Origin of the sequence: Massilia luteola, from assembly GCF_034420155.1 — a bacterium.
Taxonomy (GTDB): Bacteria; Pseudomonadota; Gammaproteobacteria; order Burkholderiales; family Burkholderiaceae_D; genus Telluria; species Telluria luteola.
Map to the genome: position 1 here is coordinate 254,654 of NZ_JAXOFN010000001.1, position 22,958 is coordinate 277,611.

The window sequence follows — 22,958 nt, forward strand, 5'->3', positions numbered from 1 at the left end:
CTCGTTCAGCCGCCGCAGTGCGGCAGCGCGACGGAGGCGGCACGGCCGTCGTAGTCGACCTTGACGACGTCGCCGGCCTGCGGACCGCAGCGCACCGCGAACGCCTGGCGTGCCGGCATGCCGTCGTAGCGGCCCTCGCGCGGCGCGATGTCGAGGCGTTTCGCGCCGTCGTGCCACGTCATCCGCACCAGCGCATGCGCGCCTTTCTGGTACGCGTAGCCGTCGCCGCCGTCGTCGTACAGCGCATACGCGCCGTCCTTGCCCGGATAGACGACGAGGTCGATCGGCGCGTCCGACTTCTCGTCCGCGAACTGTTTCACTGGACCCAGCGGCAGGATGCTGCCGGCGCGGACGTAGACGGGGATGGTCGCGATGTCGGCCTGCGCCGTCACCACCCGGCCCGCGTCGAGGCGCGCGCCGGTCCAGAAGTCGAACCACGCGTCCTTGCCGGGCAGGTAGACCTCGCGCGCCTGCGCATGCGCCTGCACGACGGGCGCCACGAGCAGCGCCTTGCCGAACATGTACTCGTCGGGGATGTGGAGCGCCTGGGTATCGTCGCGGAAGTCGAAGGCGAGGGCGCGCATCATCGTGCCGTCGTTGTGCGTGACGTCCCACGAGGCCGAATAGATGTAGGGCAGCAGCCGGTAGCGCAGGTCGATGTATTTGCGCAGGATCGTCTGCGTGGCGTCGTCGAACGCCCAGATCTCCTTGCCCTCGCCGGTGCCGTGCACGCGGAACATCGGATTGAAGACGCCGAACTGGAACCAGCGCGTGAACAGTTCCGCGTATGCCGGGTCTTTCGGCTTGCCGCCGAAGAAGCCACCGATGTCGGCCGACCAGTACGGGATGCCGGTGAGGGTGAAGTTCAGCGCGGCCGGCACCTGGCGGCGGAACGTGTCCCAGTTGCCCATCGTGTCACCCGACCATGTGATGGCCGCGTTGCGCTGCTGGCCGGCGTAGGCGGAGCGGGTCAGGATGAACGCGCGTTTCCCGGGCTGGTCGCGCACCATCCCGTCATGCACGGCCGTCGTGTGCAGCAGCGGATACGCGTTGTAGACGACGCTGCCGGGACCGGCGGCCGTCTTGACGTCGCGCATCTGGCCCCACCAGCCGCCCAGCTCCGCTTCCGACGCGTCCAGCCACCAGCCGTCGAAGCCGAGCGTGCCGAGGTTGCGCATGATCTGGCGCCAGTACAGGTCGCGGGCGCGCGGGTTGTACGCGTCGTACCAGCGTCCCTTGCCGGCCGGGTAGACGTTCGGGTAGGTGGACGGGTACAGGCCGCCGATGGCGTCCAGCGCATGCGTGTTCGCCGTGTCCGGATCGAGGCGGGCCCACACGGAAATGATGGCGTGGACGTTCTCGTCATGCAGTTTTTTCACCATCGCCGCCGGATCGGGGTAGCGGGCCTTGTCGAACTGGTGGCTGCCCCACTGGCCCGGCGTCCAGTACTGCCAGTCCTGGATGACGGCATCGAGCGGGACGTGCATCGCCCGGTACTTCGCCGCGACGCCCAGCAGCTCGTCCTGCGTCGCGTAGCGTTCCTTCGACTGCCACAGGCCCCAGGTCCAGCGCGCCATCATCGGGGCCGTGCCGGTCAGCCGGCGGTAGCCCTTGATCACGTCGTCGAGTTCCGGACCGTACATGAAGTGGTAATCGACGCCGCCCGCTTCCGAACGGATCAGGATCGCCGGTCCCGAGGGCAGGCCGGCTTCGACGTCCGTGACGGCCGCGTTGTTCCACAGGATGCCGAACCCCTTGGGCGATACGAGCATCGGCACGGCGACGTCGCGGTTGGCCTGCTGCAGCCGCGTGATGGTGCCGTTGTAGTCGAGCAGGCCGTTCTGGTGCTGGCCCAGGCCGTACAGGATGGTCTCCGTCTGGAAGCGCTGCGTGGCGCCGTGGGCGACGTCACGGCCGCCTTCCTGCAGGATGTCCTTGCCGTCCGCCGTCTGGAACGTGATATCGCCGCCGGGGCGCGCCACGCGCACGCGCAGGTCCGCCGTCGACAGCGTCCAGGCGTCGGCCGCCTCGCCGATCTTGAATGCGATCTTCTCGGGCGGCGCGATCACGACCGGGTTGTAATTGCCCGCGAAGCCGGCCGGGCCGAAGCGCACGTGGACCACGCGCGGCGCCACCGGCTCGATCGTCAGCACGCCCGTGTCCGTGCGCACCTGCATGCCCGTGCCCACGCGCTGCATGCTCAGCGTGGCCGCATGGCCGGTCAGCGCCCACACGGACGCTCCCGCAATGAATAACGACTTCCACATTGTTCTTCTTCCTGTTCGTGTTGTTGAACCTGCCGGTTGTCCCCTGATTGGCAAGCGCGTTGCAACGTCATGTTGACGTTATTTCAAAGTTTAACATGAAATGTTATCGCGAACATTCAGAAATGATGGCCGTCATGGCGCAGCCAGCGCGCGCTCGCGCCAGGCGCCCGGATTCATGCCGGACCACTCGCGGAACGCGTGCGTGAACGCGCTTTGTTCCTGGAAGCCGAGCAGGAAGGCGATGTCGACGAGCGACAGCCCGTCCTGGCGCAGGTAGTCCATCGCAAGCGCGTAGCGGGCGCCGTCGAGCACGTGCTGGAAGGTCGCGCCGGCGTCGGCCAGCTTGCGCTGCAGGGTGCGCGGCGACAGGTCCAGCGCGGCGGCGATGCCGGCCAGCCGCACGGGTTCGGTCGCGAGGCAGCGCACGACGGCCGCGTGGACCTGCGCGACGATGCCCGCCGGCGCCTGCGCCCGTGCGCGCAGCAGGCGCTCGGCGTGCTGCTGCAGCAGCGGATACATGCCCGTGTCCGCGGCGGGCAGCGGCAGGGCGAGGATGGATGCATCGAAGTCGACGGCGTGCGCGGGCGCATCGAAGTCCGGCACCATGCCGAGCACGCGCGCGTATTCGGCCGGGTCGGCGTCGCACGGGCGCGCATGCACGAAGGCGAGGGCGCGCGGCGCCAGCGGCCGGCCCGCCAGCCAGCAGCCGAACGTGCGGATGCCGGCGAAGACGCTTTCCGCCAGATGGCGGCTCGCTTCCGGATAATGGCTGGCCCACGTGTAGCGCGCGAGGCTGCCTTCGGGTTCGAGGCGCGAGCGTCCGAGGTCGTGCGCCAGTTGTTCGTAGCGCTGCGTCTGTTCCAGCGCCTGGCCGATGTCGCGGCAGGCCAGCAGCACGAGGCCGTACACGCTGTACGTGCCGGGCCGCACGCGCTCGCCCACGTGCAGGCCGAAATGCGGATCGCCCGCGAGGCGGCTGCCCGCGTCCAGCAGGGCGATGTAGTCGCCGGCCGCCAGCGCATCCGGCAGCGGATCGAGCAGCGCCGGCGCCAGCCCGGCCGCCTGCGCCAGCGCGGCCGGCGCGATGCCCCCTGCGGCGGCCGTCTCCAGCAGCGGCTGCAGGTAGGCCGCGGTGACGCGCGGCGGCGAGGCTGGCATGTTCGAACAAGCGCTTGGCATGAATCCGCAATACTCGGGTCGTCGTTTTTCTTAAAGTGGCAGCAAACGAGTATAGCCGTATAACACATTAGGGAGAACGGAACGATGCGACGCTGGAACGGTTGGGGAGACGATGCGGTCGACGTGGCGCTGGGCGAGCCCGCGCTGGCGTTCCTGCGCGGGCGCATCGGCGCGGGCACGCCCCCGCGCGACGCGGCATTCGAGGCGTCGTGCGCGGCGCTGCCGCCCGGCCGGCTGCCGGCGCACCGCCTCGCCGACGCCGGCGCACAGGCACGGCTGACGCATGCGACGGGCCAGAGCCTGCCCGACTGGCTGCGCCTGCGCCACGGCCGCATCGATGCGGCGCCGGACGCCGTCGCGTTCCCGGAAAGCGCGGACGACGTGCGCGAGCTGCTGCGCTGGGCGCGCACGATCGATGCGGCCGTCGTGCCGTACGGCGGAGGCACGAGCGTCGCCGGCCACCTGGACGCCGTCGGCGCGCGGCCGACCCTGTGCGTCGACATGGCGCGCATGCGCGCCCTCGTCGCCATCGATCCGGAGGCGCAGCTGGCCGTGTTCGAAGCTGGCGTGGCCGGGCCCGACCTGGAAGCGCAGCTGCGCGCCCACGGCTACACCCTGGGCCACTTCCCGCAATCGTTCGATTACTCGACCCTGGGCGGCTGGATCGTCACGCGCTCGTCCGGCCAGCAATCGCTGCGCTACGGCCGCATCGAGCAGCTGTTCGCCGGCGGCCGCGTGGAGACGCCGGCCGGCCCGCTCGTCATCCCGACCTTTCCCGCGTCCGCCGCCGGTCCCGACCTGCGCGAACTGGTGCTCGGGTCGGAAGGGCGGCTCGGCATCCTGACGGAAGCGGCCGTGCGCATCACGCGCCTGCCGCCGTTCGAAGCGTTCCACGCCGTGTTCTTTCCCGACTGGGCCTGCGCCGAGCGCGCGGTGCGCACCATCGTGCAGGCGCGCTTGGGCCTGTCGCTGCTGCGCCTGTCGAACGCCGGGGAGACGGCGACGATGCTCACGCTGGCCGGCCACGGGCGCCAGGTGGCGCTGCTGGAAGCCTGGCTGAAGCTGCGCGGCGCGGGCGCCGGCAAATGCATGCTGCTCGTGGGCGCCAGCGGCGAAAAGGCGCAGGCGCGCGCCGCGCTGAAGGCCGCGCTGGCGCTGGCGCGGCGCGACGGCGGCGTGCACGCCGGCCGCGCGCTGGGCGACGCTTGGCGCCGCAACCGCTTCCGCAATGTCTACCTGCGCAACAGCGCGTGGGCGCACGGCTATGCGATCGACACGGTGGAGACGGCGCTCGACTGGCCCCGTGTCACGCCCGCGATGCACGCCATCGAACAGGCCGCGCACGACGCCCTCGCGCGCGACGGCGAACGGGCGCACGCGTACACGCATCTGTCGCACCTGTATCCGCAGGGCGCCAGCGTCTACTCGACGTTCATCTGGCGCCTGGCCGGTGACTACGACGCCGACCTGGCGCGCTGGCGCATGCTCAAGACGGCCGTGTGCGATGCCATCGTCGCGGGCGGCGGCACCATCAGCCACCAGCACGGCGTCGGCCGCGACCACGCGCCGTGGCTGGCGCACGAAAAGGGAGAACTGGGGATGGCCGCGCTGCGCGCATTGTTCACGCATTTCGATCCGGACGGCCGCATGAACCCGGGCAAGCTGGTGACGCCATGAGCGGACAATTCTCCGCGCTGTGGCAGCGCGGCGGGCGCGCGGGGCTGGCGGACGTGCTGGCGCGCGAGTGGGACCTCCTCGTCATCGGCGGCGGCATCAGCGGCGCCGGCGTGCTGCTGGAAGCGGCGCGGCGCGGTTTGCGCGCCTTGCTGGTCGAGCGCCACGACTTCGCGTGGGGCACGTCGAGCCGCTCGTCGAAGCTCGTGCACGGCGGCCTGCGCTACCTGAAGGGGGGCCACGTGCGGCTGACGGCGGAGTCCGTGCGCGAGCGCGAGATGCTGCTGCGCTGCGCGCCCGGCCTCGTCGAGCCGCAGGGCTTCGCGTTCGCGCACTACGCCGGCGCGCGCGGCCGGCGCAGCTTCCTGGCGGGCCTGGCGGTCTACGACGTCATGGCGAAGCGGCGCGAACGCCACTGGCTCGACGCCGCCGACTTCCTGATGGCGGCGCCGAACGTGAAACGGGACGGCCTCGCGGGCGGCATCGTCTACACGGACGCCCGCACGGACGACGCCAGGCTCGTGCTGCGGGTGCTGCGCGAGGCGCTCGACCACGGCGCGGCGGCCGTCAACCATCTCGGCGCGTGCGCGCTGCTGCGCGACGCCGGCAGGGTGGTGGGCGCGCGGCTTGCCTGCGCCGTCGACGGCGCCGAATACGACGTGCGCGCGCGGGTCGTGATCGATGCGACGGGCGCGTGGTCGGGCGCCTTGCACGGAGACGATGCGGGCCAGGGCCCGCGCCTGCGCCCGCTGCGCGGCAGCCATTTGATCCTGCCCGCGTGGCGCCTGCCGCTGGCGCGCGCCGTGAGCCTGATGCATCCGCACGACGGCCGGCCCGTCTTCGCTTATCCGTGGGAAGGCGCGACGCTCGTCGGCACCACGGACCTCGACCACGAGGACGACATGGAGCTCGCGGCCCGCATCACGCGCCCCGAAGTCGATTACCTGATGGCGGCGCTGCGGGCGCAGTTCCCGCAACTGCAACTGTGCGACGCCGACATCGTATCGACCTTCGCCGGCGTGCGGCCCGTCATCGCGGGCAAGGACGGCGGCGCGCCGTCGCAGGAAGGGCGCGAGCACGTCGTGTGGAGCAGGCCGGGCCTCGTCGCCATCGCCGGCGGCAAGCTGACGACGTTCCGCGCCATCGCCCTCGACGCGCTGCGCGCGGCGCGGACGCAGCTGCCGGGCTGGCGCGAGCCGCTCGACGCCTGCGCCGTGTTCGCGCCCGTGCCGCCGCCGCGGGCGCCGCACGTCGGCGCGAGCCTGCTGCGCCGCCTGCACGGCCGCCACGGCGCCAGCACCGCGGCCCTGCTGGATGCGGCGCAGCCGGGCGAACTGGAACGGATCCCCGGCACCGAAACCGTGTGGGCCGAGTTGCGCTGGGCCGCGCGCTGCGAAGCCGTGCAGCACCTGGACGACCTGCTGCTGCGCCGCACCCGCGTTGGCCTGTTGCTGCGCGACGGCGCCGCGGCGCACCTGGAACGCATCCGCGCCATCTGCCGGCCGGAACTCGGCTGGGGCGCCGCGCACTGGGCGCACGAAGAAGCGGCGTATCGCGCGCACTGGACCACCTGCCACGGGCTGCCGGATGACCACCCACACTGACACCACCATCCTCGCCATCGACAACGGCACCCAGAGCGTGCGCGCGATCCTGTTCGACCTCGCCGGGAACATCGTCGCCAAGTCGCAGGTGATGCTGGACCCGTATTTCTCCACGCAGCCCGGCTGGGCCGAGCACGACCCCGACGATTACTGGCAATCGCTGTGCCGTGCCTGCCAGGGCCTGTGGACGCGGCCCGGCGTGCGGCGCGAATCCATCGCCGGCGTCGCGGTGACGACGCAGCGCGGCACCGTCGTCAACCTCGACCGCGCCGGCCGGCCGCTGCGCCCCGCGATCACGTGGCTCGACCAGCGCCACACGGACACCGTGCCGCCGCTGGCGTGGTGGTGGCGCACCGCGTTCAAGCTGGCGCGCGTGGACGGCACCATCGCCTATTTCCGCGGCGAGGCCGAGATCAACTGGATCCGCGCGCACGAACCCGAGGTGTGGGCCGCGACCGACAAATTCCTGCTGCTGTCCGGCTACCTGAACTGGCGGCTGTGCGGGCGCTTCGCGGATTCGTCCGGCTCGCAGGTCGGCTATCTGCCGTTCGATTACCGGCGCCGCCGCTGGGCCGGGCCGCGCGACTGGAAGTGGCAGGCGCTGGCCGTCGAGCCGCGCATGCTGCCGGAACTGGTGGAGCCGGGCGAGCGCCTGGGCGAGATCGGGCGCGCGGCGGCCGACGCCACCGGCATCCCGTTCGGCACGCCGCTGCTGGCCGCCGCCGCCGACAAGGCGTGCGAAGTGATCGGCGCCGGCTGCCGCGAGCCGCACGTCGGGTGCCTCAGCTACGGCACGACGGCCACCATCAACACGACGGGCACGCGCTACGTCGAGGCGACGCCGTTCCTGCCGCCCTATCCGGCCGCGATCCCGGGCGCCTACAGCAGCGAGGTGCAGGTGTTCCGCGGCTACTGGATGGTCAACTGGTTCAAGGAGCAGTTCGGCCACCCCGAACAGCAGCGCGCGCTCGCCGAAGACGTGGCGCCCGAGAAGCTGTTCGACCAGCTGGCCAGTTCCGTCCCGCCCGGATCGATGGGCCTGATGCTGCAGCCCTACTGGACGCCCGGCATCCGCGTGCCGGGCCGCGAGGCGAAGGGCGCCATCGTCGGCTTCGGCGACGTGCACACGCGGGCGCACGTCTACCGCGCGATCCTCGAGGGCCTGGCGTATGCGCTGCGCGAAGGGAAGGAGCGCATCGAGAAGCGCAGCGGCGTGGCGATCACCGAGCTGCGCGTGTCGGGCGGAGGTTCGCAGAGCGATTGCGCGATGCAGCTGACGGCCGACATCTTCGGCCTGCCGACGGCGCGCCCGCACGTGTACGAGACGTCGGGCCTGGGCGCCGCCATCGACGCGGCCGTGGGCCTGGGCCTGCACCGCGATTTCGCGGCGGCGATGGATGCGATGACGCGGGTGGGGCGGGTGTTCGAGCCGGTGCCGGCGCACCGCGACGTGTACGAGCGGCTGTACCGGCGGGTCTACCTGAAGATGTATCGGCAGCTGGCGCCGTTGTATCGGGAGATTGCGGAGATTACGGGCTACCCGACGAGATAATGCGTCGTTACCGCGCACGCCGGCGGCATTGGGTCCCCGCCTTCGCGGGGACGACGTTGATACGATCCGTCGTTCCCGCGCAGGCGGGAACCAGAGTACTACGCATCGCGGCAGCGCCGGCGGCATTACGCCCCCGCCTTCGCGGGGACGACGTAGCGCATGTCCCGGGTCGGCTGGCGCCGCCCGCTTCGTTCAGTACACCGCCGCGTCCCGCACCACATCCCACGCCGCGCCGACGATGGTCGACTCGACCCGGTTGCGGCCCCCGGCCTTCGCGGCATACATGGCGCGGTCGGCGCACACGAACAGGTTTTCGATCGCGTCCAGCTGCGTCGGGACGATCGTCGCGACGCCCACGGACACCGTGAGCCAGGCCGACGTCGTCGAGCGCGGGTTCGGCATCTGCAGGGCTTCGACGGCGGCGCGGATCATCTCCGCGACGCGCGCCGCGTTTTCCGCCGGGGTCTCGGCGAACAGCAGCACGAATTCCTCGCCGCCGTAGCGGGCCGCGAGGTCGGTCGGGCGCGCGGCGTGGTCGCGCAGGGTCGCGGCGACCTTTTGCAGGCAGACGTCGCCCGCCGCATGGCCCAGCGTGTCGTTGTACAGCTTGAAGTGGTCGACGTCGAGCACGACCAGCGACAGCGGCTGGGCGTTGCGGATCGCGCGCTGCCATTCCTTGTCCAGGAAGGCGTCGAAGTGGCGGCGGTTGGCGATCTGGGTCAGCGGGTCGAGCATCGCGGCGCGCTGCAGCGCGTCCTCGGACTGCTTGTGGTGGGTGATGTCGTGCAGCAGCACGACGAACAGGCCGTCCGCGGCGTGCATTGGCGTCATCGTCAGGTCCATCGCGCGCAGGCCGCCGTCGCGGTGGCGGATCTTCACCTCGCGCGTGCCATAGCTGATGGCGTCCAGGCCTTCGCAGCAGCCCGGCTCCTTGCAATCCAGCAGATCCTTCAGCGACCGGCCGACCAGGTCCTCGGGCGCATAGCCCAGGTAGCGGTCGCAGGCCGGGTTGGCGTACTGCACGCGGCCGCAGCGCTCGACGATCAGCAGGCCCTGGTCCATGCTGTTGACGATCATGCGCAGGCGGTCGGCCTGTTCCGACTGCGTGTCCGTGCTGGTGCGCAGGCGCAGCTGGGCGCGCACGCGCGCGCAGACCTCTTCCAGGCGCAGCGGCTTGGGGATGTAGTCGGCGGCGCCGGTGTCGAAGCCGGCGACGATGTCTTCCGTGTCGCCGCGCGCGCTCATGAAGATCACGGGAATGCGCATGGTGGCCGGATGCGCCTTGAGGCGGCGGCACGTTTCCAGGCCGTCGATGCCGGGCATGACGACGTCGAGCAGGATCAGGTCGGGTTTTACGCGCAGGGCGATATCCAGTGCGCGGTCGCCGGAAGTGGCGACGAACGTCTGGTAGCCTTGACGCAGCATCATCGAACGCAGCACGCCGAGGTGGTCGGGCGCGTCGTCGACGATGAGAATGGCGGGCTTGCGCGGGTCGGCAAGCGGCACGGTCGCAGGGTTGGTCATACGGTGCTTGGCGGGGACTGCACGTTTAGATTGCGTGCAAAATCATACACCCCGCAGCACTGGCCTGGGCAATAACTTCTTTTACCGATGGAAAAATCTGTAACTTTTGCGCAACTGACAAGTGTTTGGCTTGTTCAACAATTGTTTGGGTCCGGCGGCAACACGCGCCGCCGGACGCGGACCCGTCTTACATCTGGCCCTTGATCAGCTTGCCGAGGGTGGCGATGCCTTCGCGGATGCGTTCCGGCGGCACCGTCACGAACGACAGGCGCAGCGTGTTCGTGACCGGCTCGTTGGCGTAGAACGGCGCGCCCGGGACGAACGCGACGCGGGCGGCGATCGCCTGGTCGAGCAGCTTCATGGCGTCGATGTGCTTGGGCAGCGTGACCCAGATGAACATGCCGCCTTCCGGACGGGTCCACGTCACGCCTTCCGGGAACTCGGCGTCCATCGCGTCCAGCATCGCCTGGCACTGGTTCGCGTACAGGTTGCGGATGGTCGGGATGTGTTCGTCCAGGAAGCCGTCCTTGACGACTTCGTGCACGACCATCTGCGTCAGCGTGGCGGTGTGCAGGTCGGCGGCCTGCTTGGCCAGCTCGAGGCGGCGCACGAGCGGCAGCGGGGCGACGACATAGCCCAGGCGGATGCCCGGCGTCAGCACTTTCGAGAACGACCCCATGTAGATCACGCCGTCCGGGTTCATCGACAGCATGCGCGGCATCGGCTCGCCCTTGTACGACAGCGCGCCGTACGGATCGTCCTCGATCAGCGGCAGGCCCAGGCGGGCGCAGGTCTCGACCAGCTCGCGGCGGCGCTCGATGGACAGCGAGCGGCCCGTCGGGTTCTGGAAGTTCGGCAGCGAGTACAGCAGGCGCGCACCCTTGGCCAGCGGTTCGATCGACGACGGCACGAGGCCGTGGTCGTCCGTCTCGACCGACTGGAATTCCGGACGGTAGACCGAGAAGGCCTGCAGCGCGCCGAGGTAGCTGGGGGTTTCCACCAGCACGCGCGAACCTTCGTCGATCAGCACCTTGCCCAGCAGGTCGAGGGCCTGCTGCGAGCCGGACACCATCAGGATCTGCTCCGGCACGATCTGCGAACCTTCCGTGGACAGATAATTCGCCACCCACTCGCGCAGCGGCGCGTAGCCGTCCGTCGGGCCGTACTGCAGCGCCTGCTTGCCGTTTTCGCTGAGCACCTTGTCGTAGGCCGCTTTCATGCGTTCGACGGGGAAGGTGGCGGGCGAGGGCAGGCCGCCGGCGAAGGAAATGATTTCCGGACGCTGGGTGATCTTCAGGATCTCGCGGATCGCCGAGCTTTGCAGCTGCTGTGCGCGCGCCGAGAACTGCCACTGGATGGGATTCGGGTTTTCGATTTTCATACTGGTCTCACAGGAAGGGCCACGATGGTGCGTCGGCCATTATAAAGCACGCCGGATCGGCTGCTCTCTCAAGAGGAGCACGCCTGTTGGGCATGCTCCGTTACAGTGGGGGCGCGCCAAACCTCTGCGACGGTTTTGCGATGCCCCATGACGCTAACAAACAACAATAATAAAGCGTGTTTAAGCGACTTCGGCGATGAGTTCGATCTCGACGCAGGCGCCGAGGGGCAGGGATGCCACACCGAACGCCGAGCGCGCGTGCTTGCCGGCGTCGCCGAACACCTCGCCCAGCAGTTCCGAGCAGCCGTTCGTGACGAGGTGTTGCTCGGTATAGTCCGGCGTCGAGGCGACCAGGCTCATCACCTTGACGATGCGTTTTACGCGGTTCAGGTCGCCGCCGACGGCCGCCTGCAGCGTGCCCATCAGGTCGACGGCCACGGCGCGCGCCGCCGCCTTGCCCTGTTCCGTCGTCTTTTCCCTGCCCAGCAGGCCCGCATTGACGGTGCCGTCCGCATTCTTGGCGATGTGGCCGGACAAGAACACCGTGTTGCCGGTCTGCGCATACATGACGTAGGCGGCCGCCGGCGTCGCCGGTGCGGCCAGGGTGATGTTCAGTGCTTTGAGTTTGTCGTAGACGGACATGAATTCCCCAGGGTTGTGTGAAAAGAAAGCCGCTATTGTAAGCCTTGCCGGCGGGCGTGCCCATCGTACGGTGCATACCCATTATCGCCTCACCTGCATGCGGCGGCCCAGCGCCACGGTCGCGATCACGGCCAGCGCGAAGCCGACATTGGCCGCCGTCAGCGCCTCGCCCAGCAGGATGGCCGCGCCGGCCAGCGACAGGAAAGGTTGTAATAATTGCACCTGTCCCACGCGGGCCACGCCGCCCAGCGCCAGGCCGCGGTACCAGAAAAAGAAGCCGATGAACATCGAGCACGTCGTGACGTACGCGAAGCCGAGCCAGCTGGCCGGGCCGACGGCGCCCAGGCGGCCAAACTGGTCGCTTTCGAACGCCGCCAGCAGAAGCGCGGCGGGGACGGCCGACAGCACGAGTGCCCAGCAGATCGTTTCCTGGCCGCCCAGCGTGCGCGCGAGCCGCCCGCCTTCCGCATAGCCGGCCGCCGCGGCGACGATCGCGCCGAACATCAGCAGGTCGGCCTTCTGCAGCGTCCCGCCGCCCTGGCCCAGCGCGAACGCGAGCACGAGGCTCGTTCCCACCAGCGCGACCAGCCAGAACCCTGTCGATGGCCGCTCGTAGCCGCGCAGCGCCGCGTACAAGGCCGTCGCGAGCGGCAGGACGCCGCCCAGCACGGCGCCGTGCGACGCCGGCACGCTGCGCATCGCGATCGAACTGAGCAGCGGAAACCCGAGCACGCAGCCGAGCGCCACGATCGCCAGCGGCCGCAGCGCGGCGCGTCCCGGCAAGGCGGCGCGGCGCATGCGCAGCCAGCCGGCCGCCAGCACGGCGGCGCCGAGCGCGCGGCCCAGCGTGAGGAACAGCGGATCGAGCTCGCGCACCGCCATGCGCGTGAACGGCAAGGTGAGGCTGAAGACAGCGACGCCGATCAGGCCGAGCAGCATGCCGCGGGCTTCGTCGGACGCCGCCGCGGGGACGCCGGCCGGGGTCAGGGTGGTGGGACGCATGGGTTCTCCTGTTGTCGTTGCAGCAAACGTTGGACAGGGTTATGCTAGACCGGACGAGCAGTACAGTCCCTATACACTTGCCGATATCCTTTTGCGTACTGTGTTGCAAATATGACCGATACAATCATGCCGACGCTGCTGTCGCGCGATTCCGGCGAGCCGCTGGCCGACCAGATCGTCCGCGCCGTCACCGCGCGCATCGACGACAGGCAGTTGCGCGCGGGCAGCCGCATGCCCTCGATCCGCCGTTTCGCCGCCGATCACGGCGTCTCGCCGTTCACCGTCGTGGCCAGCTACGACCGCCTGGTCGCGCAGGGCTACCTGGAATCGCGCCGCGGCGCCGGCTTCTTCGTGCGCGAGCGCGCGCCGCTGAACACGGCATTGCGGCGCGCCGAACCGCATGCCGATCCGGCCCTGGAAGCGCGTGCGCTGGACGTCGTCTGGCTGATCCGCCACATGTTCCGGCAGATGCCGGGCCAGCCGTCGAGCGCCGCGGGCGTCCTGCCGACGGCCTGGCTCGATGGCCCCGGCGTGTCCAACGCGCTGCGCGCCGTCAGTCGCCAGAACAGCAGCGTGCTGCTCAACTACGCCACCCCGCAGGGCTATGCGCCGCTCCGCGAACAATTGCAGCGCAAGCTGGCCGAGCTGGAAATCGCGGCCGCGCCCGAACAATTCGTGACGACGCTCGGCGTGACGCAAGGCCTGGACCTCGTCGCGCGCGAATTCTGCCGGCCCGGCGACACCGTGTTCGTCGACGATCCGGCGTGGTTCCTGATGTTCGGCTCGTTCGCCGCGATGGGCCTGAAGGTGGTCGGCATCCGCCGCCTGGCCGACGGTCCGGACCTGGCCCAGCTCGAGGCGCTGGCGGCGCTGCACCAGCCGCGCCTGTATATCATCAATTCGGTGCTGCACAACCCCAGTTCCACGTCGCTGTCGGCCGCGAAGGCGTTCCAGGTCCTGCGCATCGCCGAGCGCCACGACATCACCGTCGTCGAGGATGATATCTATTGCGACCTGCACCCGGGCGGCGTCCAGAGCGTGACCCGGCTGGCGGCGCTGGACCAGCTGCAGCGCGTCATCTACCTGAGCGGCTTCTCGAAATCGCTGGCGGCCAATTTGCGCGTCGGCTTCATCGCGGCGTCCAGGGAGACGGTGCAGCGCCTGGCCGACCGCAAGATGCTGGCGACCCTGAGCACGAGCGACCTGGGCGAGCGGATCGTCTACAAGGTCCTGTGCGAAGGCGTGTACCGCAAGCACCTGGACCGCATCCGCGCCCGCCTGGACGCGGTGCGGCCGCAGGTGCTGCGCCGCATCGAGTCGCTCGGCATGACCCTGGCGCCGGCGCCGACGGCCGGCATGTTCGCGTGGGCCGATTGCGGCCGCGACACCAACGTGCTGGCCGCGCGCGCGATGGACGAGGGCCTGCTGCTGGCGCCGGGCAGCCTGTTTTCGCCGGACCAGCTGCCGTCCACCAAGCTGCGGCTGAACGTGGCGGCGCTGGAGGATGCCGGGGCGTGGCATTTCCTGGAGCGCGAGCTGGGGTGACGGTCACCCGGGCTGGCGCCATGGCCGCCTTGACAGGCATGCGCGCTTCCCCTACGCTGCGCGGCACCAGGCCTCGGCCGCTACGGACAGACGAAGGAGATTCATGCGCGCGGCAGCGTTTTGCAGGATTCGCATGCAGGCGGTCGTTTTAGCGGGCCTGCTGACGGCGGCATTGGCGCCGGCACAGGCCGGCCGACTGGACGACATCGCCGCGCGCGGCGTGCTGCGGGTGGGCAGTACCGGCGACTACAAGCCCTTCAGCTACCGGCCGCCCGGTGGCGAGTTCATCGGCGTGGATGTGGAGCTGGCGGGCGCGCTGGCGCAGGCGCTCGGCGTGCGGCTGCAACTGGTTCCGACCAGCTGGCCGACGCTGATGGCCGATCTGGGTGCGGACAAGTTCGATCTCGCAATGAGTGGCGTGTCGGTGACGGCCGAGCGGCAACGGCGGGCGCTGTTTTCGGTGCCCTATCTACACGATGGCAAGACGCCGATCGCACGCTGCGAAAACGTCGCCCGCTTCCAGACCCTGGCGCAGATCAACCAGCCGGACGTGCGGCTGATCGTCAATCCGGGCGGCACGAACGAACGCTTCGCGCGCGACCGGGCGCCGCGCGCCCAGCTGACCATGTACCCGGACAATGTGACCATCTTCGGCCAGATCGTCAGCGGCGCAGCCGATCTGATGATGACCGACGCCGTCGAAACCCGTTTGCAGCAGCGCCTGCATCCGCAGCTGTGCGCGGTGCATCCGGACGCGCCGTTCGACCTGGCGGAGAAGGCCATCCTGCTGCCGCGCGACACGGCGCTGAAGGCGTATGTCGACCGCTGGCTGCGGCAACGGCTGGACAACGGCGACGTGCCAAAGAGCCTGGATCGCTGGCTGGCGTTCCCTTGGGGGCTGGAGCCATTGCGCCAGGCCATCGACCAACGGCTGCTGCTGGCGCGCGATGTGGCGCGCGCCAAGTGGAATGTGAAGGCTGCGATCGAAGACCTGCCGCGCGAAGAACAAGTCATCGCCGCGGCGGTGCGCCAGGGGCGCGCGCTGGGACTGCCCGAGGCATGGATACGCAGCGTGTTCCGGGCGCAGATCGAAGCATCCAAGACGGTGCAGCGTGAGCTGTACCGCCGCTGGCAAGCAGGAGACGCCGGCCGCTTCGACGACGCGCCCGACCTCGCCCACACCATCCGCCCCGAGCTGGACCGCCTCACCGCCCAGCTGCTGCGCTCCATGGCCGACAATGAGGCCCTGTTGCACGACGGCAGCCGCAAGGCCGACGTCGCCGTCGCCATGCATGGGCTGCAGGCACGCGCCTTCAATCCGCGCGCGGCCGACCAGGCGCTGGCGCCGTTCCTGTCCCCCGACTGACGCGGGTCGTCACGCCATCGGCTGGCGCACGATCGTCTTCCACCTGCCGGGCGCGGCGCGGCGGATATCGCTCAGGTAGATTTCATGGTGCTTGCCGGCGAGGGCCGCGCGGGTCTCGATGAAATCGTGCACGCGCCGGATCGTCGGCCCTTCCGCGGTGAACGGTCCGATATGCAGCGTCTGCGCGCACGAGCCTTCCGCGAACGATTCCAGCCGCAGCGCCGCGACGGCGGCCAGGCCTTTTTTCCGCTGCACCTGCGCGATCGCGTCCGTGAGCACGGCATCGCTTGCATACGACGGCTGATGGATCATCATCGTCCATTGCCACTTCGACCTGTCGTCGTTGACGAAGGATGACATATCGTCCGACCACCACAGGCCTTCCAGCGGCATCACCGCGTAATCGATGGCCGACGGTCCTTTTTTCACGATGAATTTCGCCGTGTAGGACACGGAGAACAGGGCTTCCACGGCCTCGGCATACAGCGGCGACGTATTCGGATCGCCCGCGCCGTCGATCATGAGGAAGCGCAGGGCGGGGACGTCGACCTGCACGACCTCCCGCGCGGGGGCATGGTAAAGATGTTTCAGCTCTTTCTTGACGTCGATTTTCGGCACTCGGGCTCCTGGTGTCGATTTAACCGCCGCGCGCCAGCCGGGTCCTGCTCGCCCCGGCGCGCACGAGCAGCAGTTCGCGTTCGCGTTCGTTCTGCGTCATCCCCGCCGCGCGCTCGAATTCCGCCGCCGCCTCGTCGTGCCGGCCGAGTTTCGCCAGCAGGTCGCCCCGTACGCTGGGCAGCAGGTGGTAGTTGCGCAGCGCCGGGACGTCCAGCAGCGCATCGGCGAGGGCCAGGCCGGCGGCCGGGCCATAGGCCATGCCCAGCGCGACGGCGCGGTTCAGCTCGACGACGGGCGAGGGCATCAGCTGGGACAGCGCGTCGTACAGGGCGGCGATGCGGGCCCAGTCCGTCGCGTCGGGCTTGAGCGCGCGGGCGTGGCAGGCGGCGATGGCGGCCTGCAGCGCGTACGGTCCGAGCGCGCCCAGGCGGCCGGCGCGGTCCAGCGCCGCCAGGCCGCGGCCGATCAGCAGGCGGTCCCAGCGGGAGCGGTCCTGGTCCATCAACAGGATCGGTGCGCCGTCCGGCCCCGTGCGAGCGCGCTCGCGCGAGGACTGGATTTCCATCAGCGCGACGAGGCCGTGGACCTCGCCTTCGTCGGGCATCAGCTCCGCCAGCACGCGGCCCAGGCGCACAGCCTCGCGGCACAGCGTGGGCCGCAGCCACTCGTTGCCGGCGCTCGCGGAATAGCCTTCGTTGTAGATCAGGTAGATCACCTGCAGCACGGAGGCGAGCCGCGGCCTGAGTTCCGCGCCGCCCGGCACTTCGAACGGCACGCGCGCCTCCGCCAGCGTGCGCTTGGCGCGCACGATGCGCTGGGCCACCGTCGCTTCCGGCACGAGGAAGGCCCGCGCGATCTCGCCCGTGGCGAGGCCGCCCAGCAGTTTCAGCGCCAGCGCCGCGCGCGCCTCGGCCGACAGCACCGGGTGGCAGCAGACGAAGATCAGGCGCAGCACGTCGTCGTCGATCTCGCCGGCCGTTTCCTGCGCCAGCGCGGCCAGTTCGGCGGGATCGCGGAAGCTGCCGAGTTCGCCCCGCACATTGTCCATCTCCCAGCTGATCTCGCCTTCCTTGCTGGCTTGCATGGCGTGGTGGCGCAGGTGGTCGAGGGCGCGCCGCTTGGCCACCTGCATCAGCCAGGCGCCGGGACGGTCCGGTACGCCGTCCGCCGGCCAGCGCTCCAGCGCTTCCAGCAGCGCGTCCTGGGCGAGTTCCTCGGCCCGGCCCAGGTCGCGCAGCATGCGCGTCAGCGCGCCGACGATGCGCGCCGACTCCATGCGCCACACCGCCTCGACGACCTTGCCCGTGTCGGCGGCGCCCGTCATGCGTGCCGTCCCGCCCGGGCAGGCATCACGGCCGGTCCCACGCCGGTTGCGGCGCCAGCTCGGCGCGCAGCGCGGCGTCGAGCTGTTCGGCGCGCACGCTGGCATCCTCGCGCAGCCGGTCCGGCGCATCGGCCGACGCCGTCGACGCACCAAGCGGCGCGATCAGGGCCACGCGCCGGATCTCGACGTCCACCTCGGGGCCCGTCGGGTAGGGCAGCGTGCGTGCCCAGTCGAGTGCCGCCTCGATCGACGGCGCGCGGATCATCCAGAAGCCGGCGATCAATTCCTTGGCTTCCGCGAACGGCCCGTCGATCACGCTGGCGCCGCCGTTCGCCACGCGCACGCGGGCGCCGCGCGCGGTCGACTTCAGGCCGTCGCCGGCCAGCAGCGTGCCGGCCGCCGCATGGATGGCGTTGAACGCGTTCAGGCGGTCGAGCTTTTCCTGCGGTGGGATGGCGTCGCGCTCCGTGCCGGCGTCGGACCGCAGCAGGATCGCGTAGCAGGCGTCGCCGCCGGCCGCGCCGGGCGGGATGCCGGCGCAGCCTCCGGGGCAGCCCGTCTCGCGCAGTTCCAGCGTGGCGGTGCCGGCGGCGGAAACGGGCAGGTGGTCGCGCAGCCATGCCAGCGCGGTGGCGCGCGACGGCGCCTCGAACACGGCGAAGCCGGCCGGCAGGCGTTCGGCGGACGGGAACGGTCCGGACGTCACCGCCTCGCCGCCGGGCCACAGCGTGAGGCGCAGCGCTTCGGCGTCGGGCGCGAACGCCAGGGCCAGCGCGGGAGCGCGGGGCGCGTCCGCCGCGGCGCCGGGGCCGCCCGGCAGCCGGCGCAGCAGATCGTCCAGTACCGCCTGCGGGTCGGCCGTCGCGGCGCGGTCGTCGTTGTCGGTGCGAATGAGCATGAACTGCATGGCCGGCCTCCTCAGCGCGCCGCGAGTTGTTCGCGCATGCGGTCTTCCTGCGCGCGCACCTCGGACGGCAGGTCGGTGCCGAAGTCGTCGGGACCGAACAACTGGCGGATCTCGATCTCGCTCGCCATGCCCTCGTGCGGGTTCGGGCAGCGCTTGAACCACTCGATCGCTTCTTCCTTCGAGCCGACTTCGATCATCCAGAACCCGGCGATGAGTTCCTTCGTTTCGGCGAACGGACCGTCGATGACGGTGCGCCGGTCGCCGTCGAAGCGGATGCGGGCGCCTTTCGAGCTGGGCATCAGGCCATCGGCGGCCAGCAGGATGCCGGCCTTGACGAGTTCCTCGTTGAAGTTGCCCATGTCGACGAACAGTTTGTCGCTCGGCATGATGCCGGCTTCCGTGGCCGCGCTGGCCTTCACGATGACCATGAATTTCATTGTTGTGCTCCCGCGCAGGTTTGATCCATCGAGTTGCCCATCGCTTCCCGCATCTGCTCGGGCGTCATGTCGCGCTTGTGGGTGGCGATCGACCAGCGGTGGCCGAACGGGTCCTCGATCTGGCCGTAGCGGTCGCCCCAGAACATGTCGGCCATCGGCATGACCGGTTTCGCGCCCGCTTCCACGGCGCGGGCGAAGACGGCGTCGGCATCCTCGACGTACAGGTGGATGTAGACGGGCGTGTTCCTGAGGGCCAGCGGGCCGACGCAGCCGGAATCGGGAAAGTCGTCGGCGAGCATGAGGAGCGAGTCGCCGATGCGCATCTGGGCATGCATGATCTTGCCGCCCGGGCCCGGCATGCGGCTGTTCTCGACGGCGCCGAACGCCTGCTGGTAGAACGCCAGCGCGTCGGCCGCGCCGCTGCAGACGAGGTGCGGGGTGATCGTGTGGAAGCCTTCGGGGATGGGACGCACTTGTTCGGTCATGATGATCTCCTGTTCTGTGAATGGTCCGCGGCCGCCGGCACAACACCGGCGCCGCTGTCCGTACGACGATCGGGCTTTCATGTTTTCGACACGCCCGCGCAAAAAAATTTCGCTGGATCGACACGGTATGCCGACTCGGTCAAAAAGTCGAGAACCTTGTCGCATGCATAAGAAATGCGAACCGGAAAAAATAACCCTTGAAATCCATGTTGGTATCCCAATATCGAACCGGTCTGTCCAACCCTGATACGAACGAGGATATAAGATGGCCGTAGCCGAAAAAGAAACCCTTGGGTTCCAAGCAGAAGTCAAGCAGCTGCTGCAACTGATGATTCACTCCTTGTATTCCAACAAGGAGATTTTCCTTCGGGAATTGATTTCCAACGCGTCCGACGCGGCCGACAAGCTGCGCTTCGAGGCGATCAACCACGACAGCCTGTACGGCAACGACCATGAGCTGAAGATCAAGGTCCTGTTCGACAAGGATGCGAAAACCGTCACCATTTCCGACAACGGCATCGGCATGAGCCGCGACGAGGTGATCTCGCACCTGGGCACGATCGCCAAGTCGGGCACGAAGGAATTCTTCGGCAGGCTGTCGGGCGACCAGCAGGCCGACGCCGCGCTGATCGGCCAGTTCGGCGTGGGCTTCTACTCGGCCTTCATCGTGGCCGACCGCGTCACCGTCGAGACCCGCCGCGCCGGCGCCGCCGCGCTTGAGGCGGTCCGCTGGGAATCGACGGGCGAGGGCGACTACACCGTCGAGCAGATCGAGAAGACCAACCGCGGCACCGACATCATCCTGCACCTGCGCGAAGGCGAGGACGAGCTGCTGTCGTCGTGGAAGCTGAAATCCATCATCCGCAAGTACTCCGACCACATCTCGCTGCCGATCGAGATGAAGAAGGAAGAGTGGGACGAGGAGAAGAAGGAAACCGTCGTCCGCGATGAATTCGAGACCGTCAACCAGGCGTCCGCGCTGTGGGCCCGTTCGAAGTCCGACATCACGCCGGAACAGTACGACGAGTTCTACAAGCACGTCTCGCACGACTTCCAGCCGCCGCTCGCGTACACGCACAACCGCGTCGAAGGCCGCAGCGAATACACGCAACTGCTGTACGTGCCGGCCCACGCGCCGTTCGACCTGTGGGACCGCAACAAGCGCGGCGGCATCAAGCTGTACGTGAAGCGCGTCTTCATCATGGACGACGCCGAGCAGCTGATGCCGGTCTACCTGCGCTTCGTGAAGGGCGTGATCGATTCGAACGACCTGCCGCTGAACGTCTCGCGCGAGATCCTGCAGGAGTCGCGCGACGTGCGCGTGATCCGCGAAGGCTCGACCAAGCGCGTGCTGGGCATGCTGGAAGAGATGGCGAACAGCGACGAGCAGGAAGGCCGCGACAAGTACGTGACCTTCTGGACGGAGTTCGGCCAGGTGCTGAAGGAAGGCATCGGCGAGGATGCGACCAACAAGGACCGCATCGCCAAGCTGCTGCGCTTCGCGTCCACGCAGACCGGTTCCGCCGACCAGACCGTGTCGTTCGCCGACTACATCGGCCGCATGAAGGAAGGCCAGGACAAGATTTACTACGTCACGGCGGACAACTACAACGCCGCGAACAACAGCCCGCACCTGGAAATCTTCCGCAAGAAGGGCGTCGAAGTGCTGCTGCTGACCGACCGCGTCGACGAGTGGATGCTGTCGTTCCTGAACGACTTCGACGGCAAGGAACTGGTGTCCGTCGCGAAGGGCGGCCTGGACCTGGGCAAGCTCGAGGACGACGCCGAGAAGAAGGAACACGAAGAGACCGAGTCGCAGTACAAGGACCTCGTCGAGAAGATGAAGGGCGCCCTGGGCGACAAGGCCAAGGACGTGCGCGTGACGCACCGCCTGACCGATTCGCCGGCCTGCCTCGTGGCGGACGAACATGAGCTGTCCGCGAATCTCGTGCGCATGCTGAAGGCGGCCGGCCAGAATGCGCCGGAGACGAAGCCTATCCTCGAGATCAACCCGAACCACCCGCTCGTCACGCGCCTGAAATACGAGGACGCGGACAGCCCGCGCTTCGCCGACTGGTCGCACATCCTGTTCGACCAGGCCATGCTGGCCGAAGGCGGCAGCCTGGCGGATCCGGCGGCGTTCGTGAAGCGCCTGAACGAGATGCTGCTGTCCACCGGCGCGAAATAAGCGCGCGGCGGCGTCACAAGGAGGCCGGGTTCGCCCGGCCTTTTTTTTCGGGCTTGCCGGCCTTGCCGGCATCCACAAATGCTCACATTTTCACGTCATATTCTGCAACTAACCGACGTGGTCGGCCGGATGCCGACCCCGGCGTTCAGGCCCCCAGTCCCAGGCCGCGCGCGCCCAGCGCGAGCCCGGCGTCGAACGTGCGCCGCAGCACCCGCTGCAGCGCCTCCGTGAGCGGATTCAGGGCCAGCGCCACGAGCGCGATCGCGATACCGATGGCCACGATCTCGGTCGCCGCCCCGCGCTCGATCGGCAGCACCGACTGCCACAGGCCGATGACGATGCCGTGCGACAGATACAGCGTGAACGTGTGCCCGGCCAGGAAGCGGATGGGACGTGCCAGGTGCAGCACGATGTCGAACCGGGCCTGGCGCGCGCAGGCGAAATTCAGCAGCACGAGCCCCATCACGGCGTAGTCGGCCAGCACGCGGTCGGCGCTGCCCATGCGGATGTGCGCGAACGGCCACAGGCCCTGGGCGATGCCGCGCAGCCAGGGCTCCGGATCGAGCCAGCCCCACAGGCCGATGAGGACCATGCTCAGCGCCCAGCCCGCGCGTGCGGGGCCTGGGCCGAACGTCAGCCGGCCCTGCAGGCGGTACAGCGCGACGCCGGCCAGCCACACGGGCAGCAGGAGCCACAGCCGCGGACCGACGAGGGCGAGGACGGCACCGGCCGCGAGCCAGCGGCGCCGGCCACGGAGGAAATGAACGACGCCAAACAGCACGTAGTACCAGGCTTCGTAATCGAGCGACCAGTACGGGATCAGCCAGGGCGGGCGCTCGACGAAATGCCACACGTCGCCCAGGAAGGCCAGGTGGAACGGGATGTACAGCCAGGGGCGGCGCAGTTCGTAGGCCTCTTCGACCGGCGCGTGCAGCAGGTCGTGCACGCACGTCGCGAGGATGAACGACAGGGCCAGCACGGGCAGCACGACGGAAAACAGGCGCGCCGCGCGGGCCACGGCGTAGCTGCGCGCCGTGAGGTTCTTGTGTTCGGCGCTGTAGGCGATCACGAAGCCGGACAGCACGAAGAACGTGATCACGGCCTCGCGCCCGAAATCGGGGAGGCGGGCGATCTGAACGTCGTCGAAGATGCGGAAGTAGCCGAAATGCGCCACCACGACGGCCAGCGCGGCGCAGGCGCGCGCGCCGTCCAGGTAGACGGAAAAGCGCGTGTCGAGCGCGCCGGCCCGGGGCGGCGTCATCG

18 protein-coding genes and 1 pseudogene are annotated in these 22,958 nt (G+C 69.3%); 7 read left to right on the plus strand and 12 right to left on the minus strand.

Translation table 11 applies throughout. The features are described 5' to 3' along the window. Positions 1-5: 5 nt before the first annotated feature. Together U9J41_RS01195 and U9J41_RS01200 are read right to left on the minus strand one after the other, a co-directional pair. Complete coding sequence (locus tag U9J41_RS01195; protein ID WP_322399773.1) at positions 6-2,267, minus strand: glycoside hydrolase family 31 protein; 2,262 nt, start codon at positions 2,265-2,267, stop codon at positions 6-8. Between the two features lie 132 nt (positions 2,268-2,399). Further along, complete coding sequence (locus tag U9J41_RS01200; protein ID WP_322399774.1) at positions 2,400-3,425, minus strand: AraC family transcriptional regulator; 1,026 nt, start codon at positions 3,423-3,425, stop codon at positions 2,400-2,402. Between the two features lie 105 nt (positions 3,426-3,530). Between U9J41_RS01200 and U9J41_RS01205 the strand changes: the two genes are divergently transcribed. From U9J41_RS01205 to U9J41_RS01215, 3 genes are read left to right on the plus strand one after another with little or no spacing between them, the layout of a single operon-like run. After that, positions 3,531-5,123 (plus strand): FAD-binding oxidoreductase, encoded by a 1,593-nt coding sequence (locus U9J41_RS01205; protein WP_322399775.1) that lies wholly within the window; start codon positions 3,531-3,533, stop codon positions 5,121-5,123. After that, the gene (locus tag U9J41_RS01210; protein ID WP_322399776.1) at positions 5,120-6,724 is read left to right on the plus strand and encodes a glycerol-3-phosphate dehydrogenase/oxidase; all 1,605 of its coding nucleotides are present in this window, start codon (positions 5,120-5,122) and stop codon (positions 6,722-6,724) included. The genes U9J41_RS01205 and U9J41_RS01210 overlap by 4 nt, the downstream gene beginning before the upstream one ends. Continuing rightward, complete coding sequence (locus U9J41_RS01215; RefSeq protein WP_322399777.1) at positions 6,708-8,276, plus strand: FGGY-family carbohydrate kinase; 1,569 nt, start codon at positions 6,708-6,710, stop codon at positions 8,274-8,276. Before U9J41_RS01210 ends, U9J41_RS01215 begins: the two co-directional genes overlap by 17 nt. A 192-nt stretch (positions 8,277-8,468) precedes the next feature. Here the strand turns inward: U9J41_RS01215 and U9J41_RS01220 are convergent, their stop codons facing one another. The 4 genes from U9J41_RS01220 to U9J41_RS01235 form a co-directional block, all read right to left on the minus strand. Further along, the gene (locus tag U9J41_RS01220; RefSeq protein ID WP_322399778.1) at positions 8,469-9,800 is read right to left on the minus strand and encodes a diguanylate cyclase; all 1,332 of its coding nucleotides are present in this window, start codon (positions 9,798-9,800) and stop codon (positions 8,469-8,471) included. Positions 9,801-9,987: 187 nt separating this feature from the next. Further along, positions 9,988-11,181 carry an aminotransferase-like domain-containing protein gene (locus U9J41_RS01225; RefSeq protein WP_322399779.1) on the minus strand — a complete coding sequence of 398 codons (1,194 nt, stop codon included), beginning with the start codon at positions 11,179-11,181 and terminating at the stop codon, positions 9,988-9,990. Between the two features lie 180 nt (positions 11,182-11,361). Next, positions 11,362-11,823 (minus strand): RidA family protein, encoded by a 462-nt coding sequence (locus tag U9J41_RS01230; RefSeq protein WP_056436327.1) that lies wholly within the window; start codon positions 11,821-11,823, stop codon positions 11,362-11,364. 81 nt (positions 11,824-11,904) lie between these two features. Next, on the minus strand, positions 11,905-12,825 hold the full coding sequence (locus U9J41_RS01235; RefSeq protein WP_322399780.1) for a DMT family transporter: 921 nt from the start codon (positions 12,823-12,825) through the stop codon (positions 11,905-11,907). 111 nt (positions 12,826-12,936) lie between these two features. On the opposite strand from U9J41_RS01235, the gene U9J41_RS01240 reads away from it, so the two are divergent. The 3 genes and pseudogenes from U9J41_RS01240 to aroQ all read left to right on the plus strand — a co-directional run bounded on the left by U9J41_RS01240 (position 12,937) and on the right by aroQ (position 15,736). Then, positions 12,937-14,370, plus strand: a complete 1,434-nt coding sequence (locus tag U9J41_RS01240; protein ID WP_322399781.1) for an aminotransferase-like domain-containing protein — start codon at positions 12,937-12,939, stop codon at positions 14,368-14,370. A gap of 127 nt (positions 14,371-14,497) precedes the next feature. Continuing rightward, positions 14,498-15,256: pseudogene (locus U9J41_RS29285) on the plus strand (transporter substrate-binding domain-containing protein); the annotation flags it as partial. Between the two features lie 21 nt (positions 15,257-15,277). Then, complete coding sequence (gene aroQ, locus U9J41_RS29290) at positions 15,278-15,736, plus strand: gamma subclass chorismate mutase AroQ (protein ID WP_425259910.1); 459 nt, start codon at positions 15,278-15,280, stop codon at positions 15,734-15,736. Positions 15,737-15,745: 9 nt separating this feature from the next. Here aroQ and U9J41_RS01250 read toward each other — a convergent pair whose 3' ends face one another. Genes U9J41_RS01250 through U9J41_RS01270 form a run of 5 tightly spaced genes read right to left on the minus strand, consistent with a single transcriptional unit; the run spans position 15,746 to position 19,507 of the window. Beyond that, positions 15,746-16,354, minus strand: coding sequence for a GyrI-like domain-containing protein (locus tag U9J41_RS01250; protein ID WP_322399783.1), 609 nt, complete (start codon positions 16,352-16,354; stop codon positions 15,746-15,748). 19 nt (positions 16,355-16,373) lie between these two features. Beyond that, the gene (locus U9J41_RS01255; protein ID WP_322399784.1) at positions 16,374-17,678 is read right to left on the minus strand and encodes an RNA polymerase sigma factor; all 1,305 of its coding nucleotides are present in this window, start codon (positions 17,676-17,678) and stop codon (positions 16,374-16,376) included. 25 nt (positions 17,679-17,703) lie between these two features. Beyond that, positions 17,704-18,585, minus strand: a complete 882-nt coding sequence (locus tag U9J41_RS01260; RefSeq protein WP_322399785.1) for a YciI family protein — start codon at positions 18,583-18,585, stop codon at positions 17,704-17,706. Positions 18,586-18,596: 11 nt separating this feature from the next. After that, complete coding sequence (locus U9J41_RS01265) at positions 18,597-19,022, minus strand: YciI family protein (protein WP_322399786.1); 426 nt, start codon at positions 19,020-19,022, stop codon at positions 18,597-18,599. Then, on the minus strand, positions 19,019-19,507 hold the full coding sequence (locus U9J41_RS01270) for a VOC family protein (protein WP_322399787.1): 489 nt from the start codon (positions 19,505-19,507) through the stop codon (positions 19,019-19,021). Before U9J41_RS01270 ends, U9J41_RS01265 begins: the two co-directional genes overlap by 4 nt. A gap of 265 nt (positions 19,508-19,772) precedes the next feature. On the opposite strand from U9J41_RS01270, the gene htpG reads away from it, so the two are divergent. Beyond that, on the plus strand, positions 19,773-21,695 hold the full coding sequence (gene htpG, locus U9J41_RS01275) for a molecular chaperone HtpG (protein ID WP_322399788.1): 1,923 nt from the start codon (positions 19,773-19,775) through the stop codon (positions 21,693-21,695). A gap of 145 nt (positions 21,696-21,840) precedes the next feature. Here the strand turns inward: htpG and U9J41_RS01280 are convergent, their stop codons facing one another. After that, positions 21,841-22,956, minus strand: a complete 1,116-nt coding sequence (locus U9J41_RS01280; RefSeq protein ID WP_322399789.1) for an acyltransferase family protein — start codon at positions 22,954-22,956, stop codon at positions 21,841-21,843. Positions 22,957-22,958 lie beyond the last annotated feature (2 nt).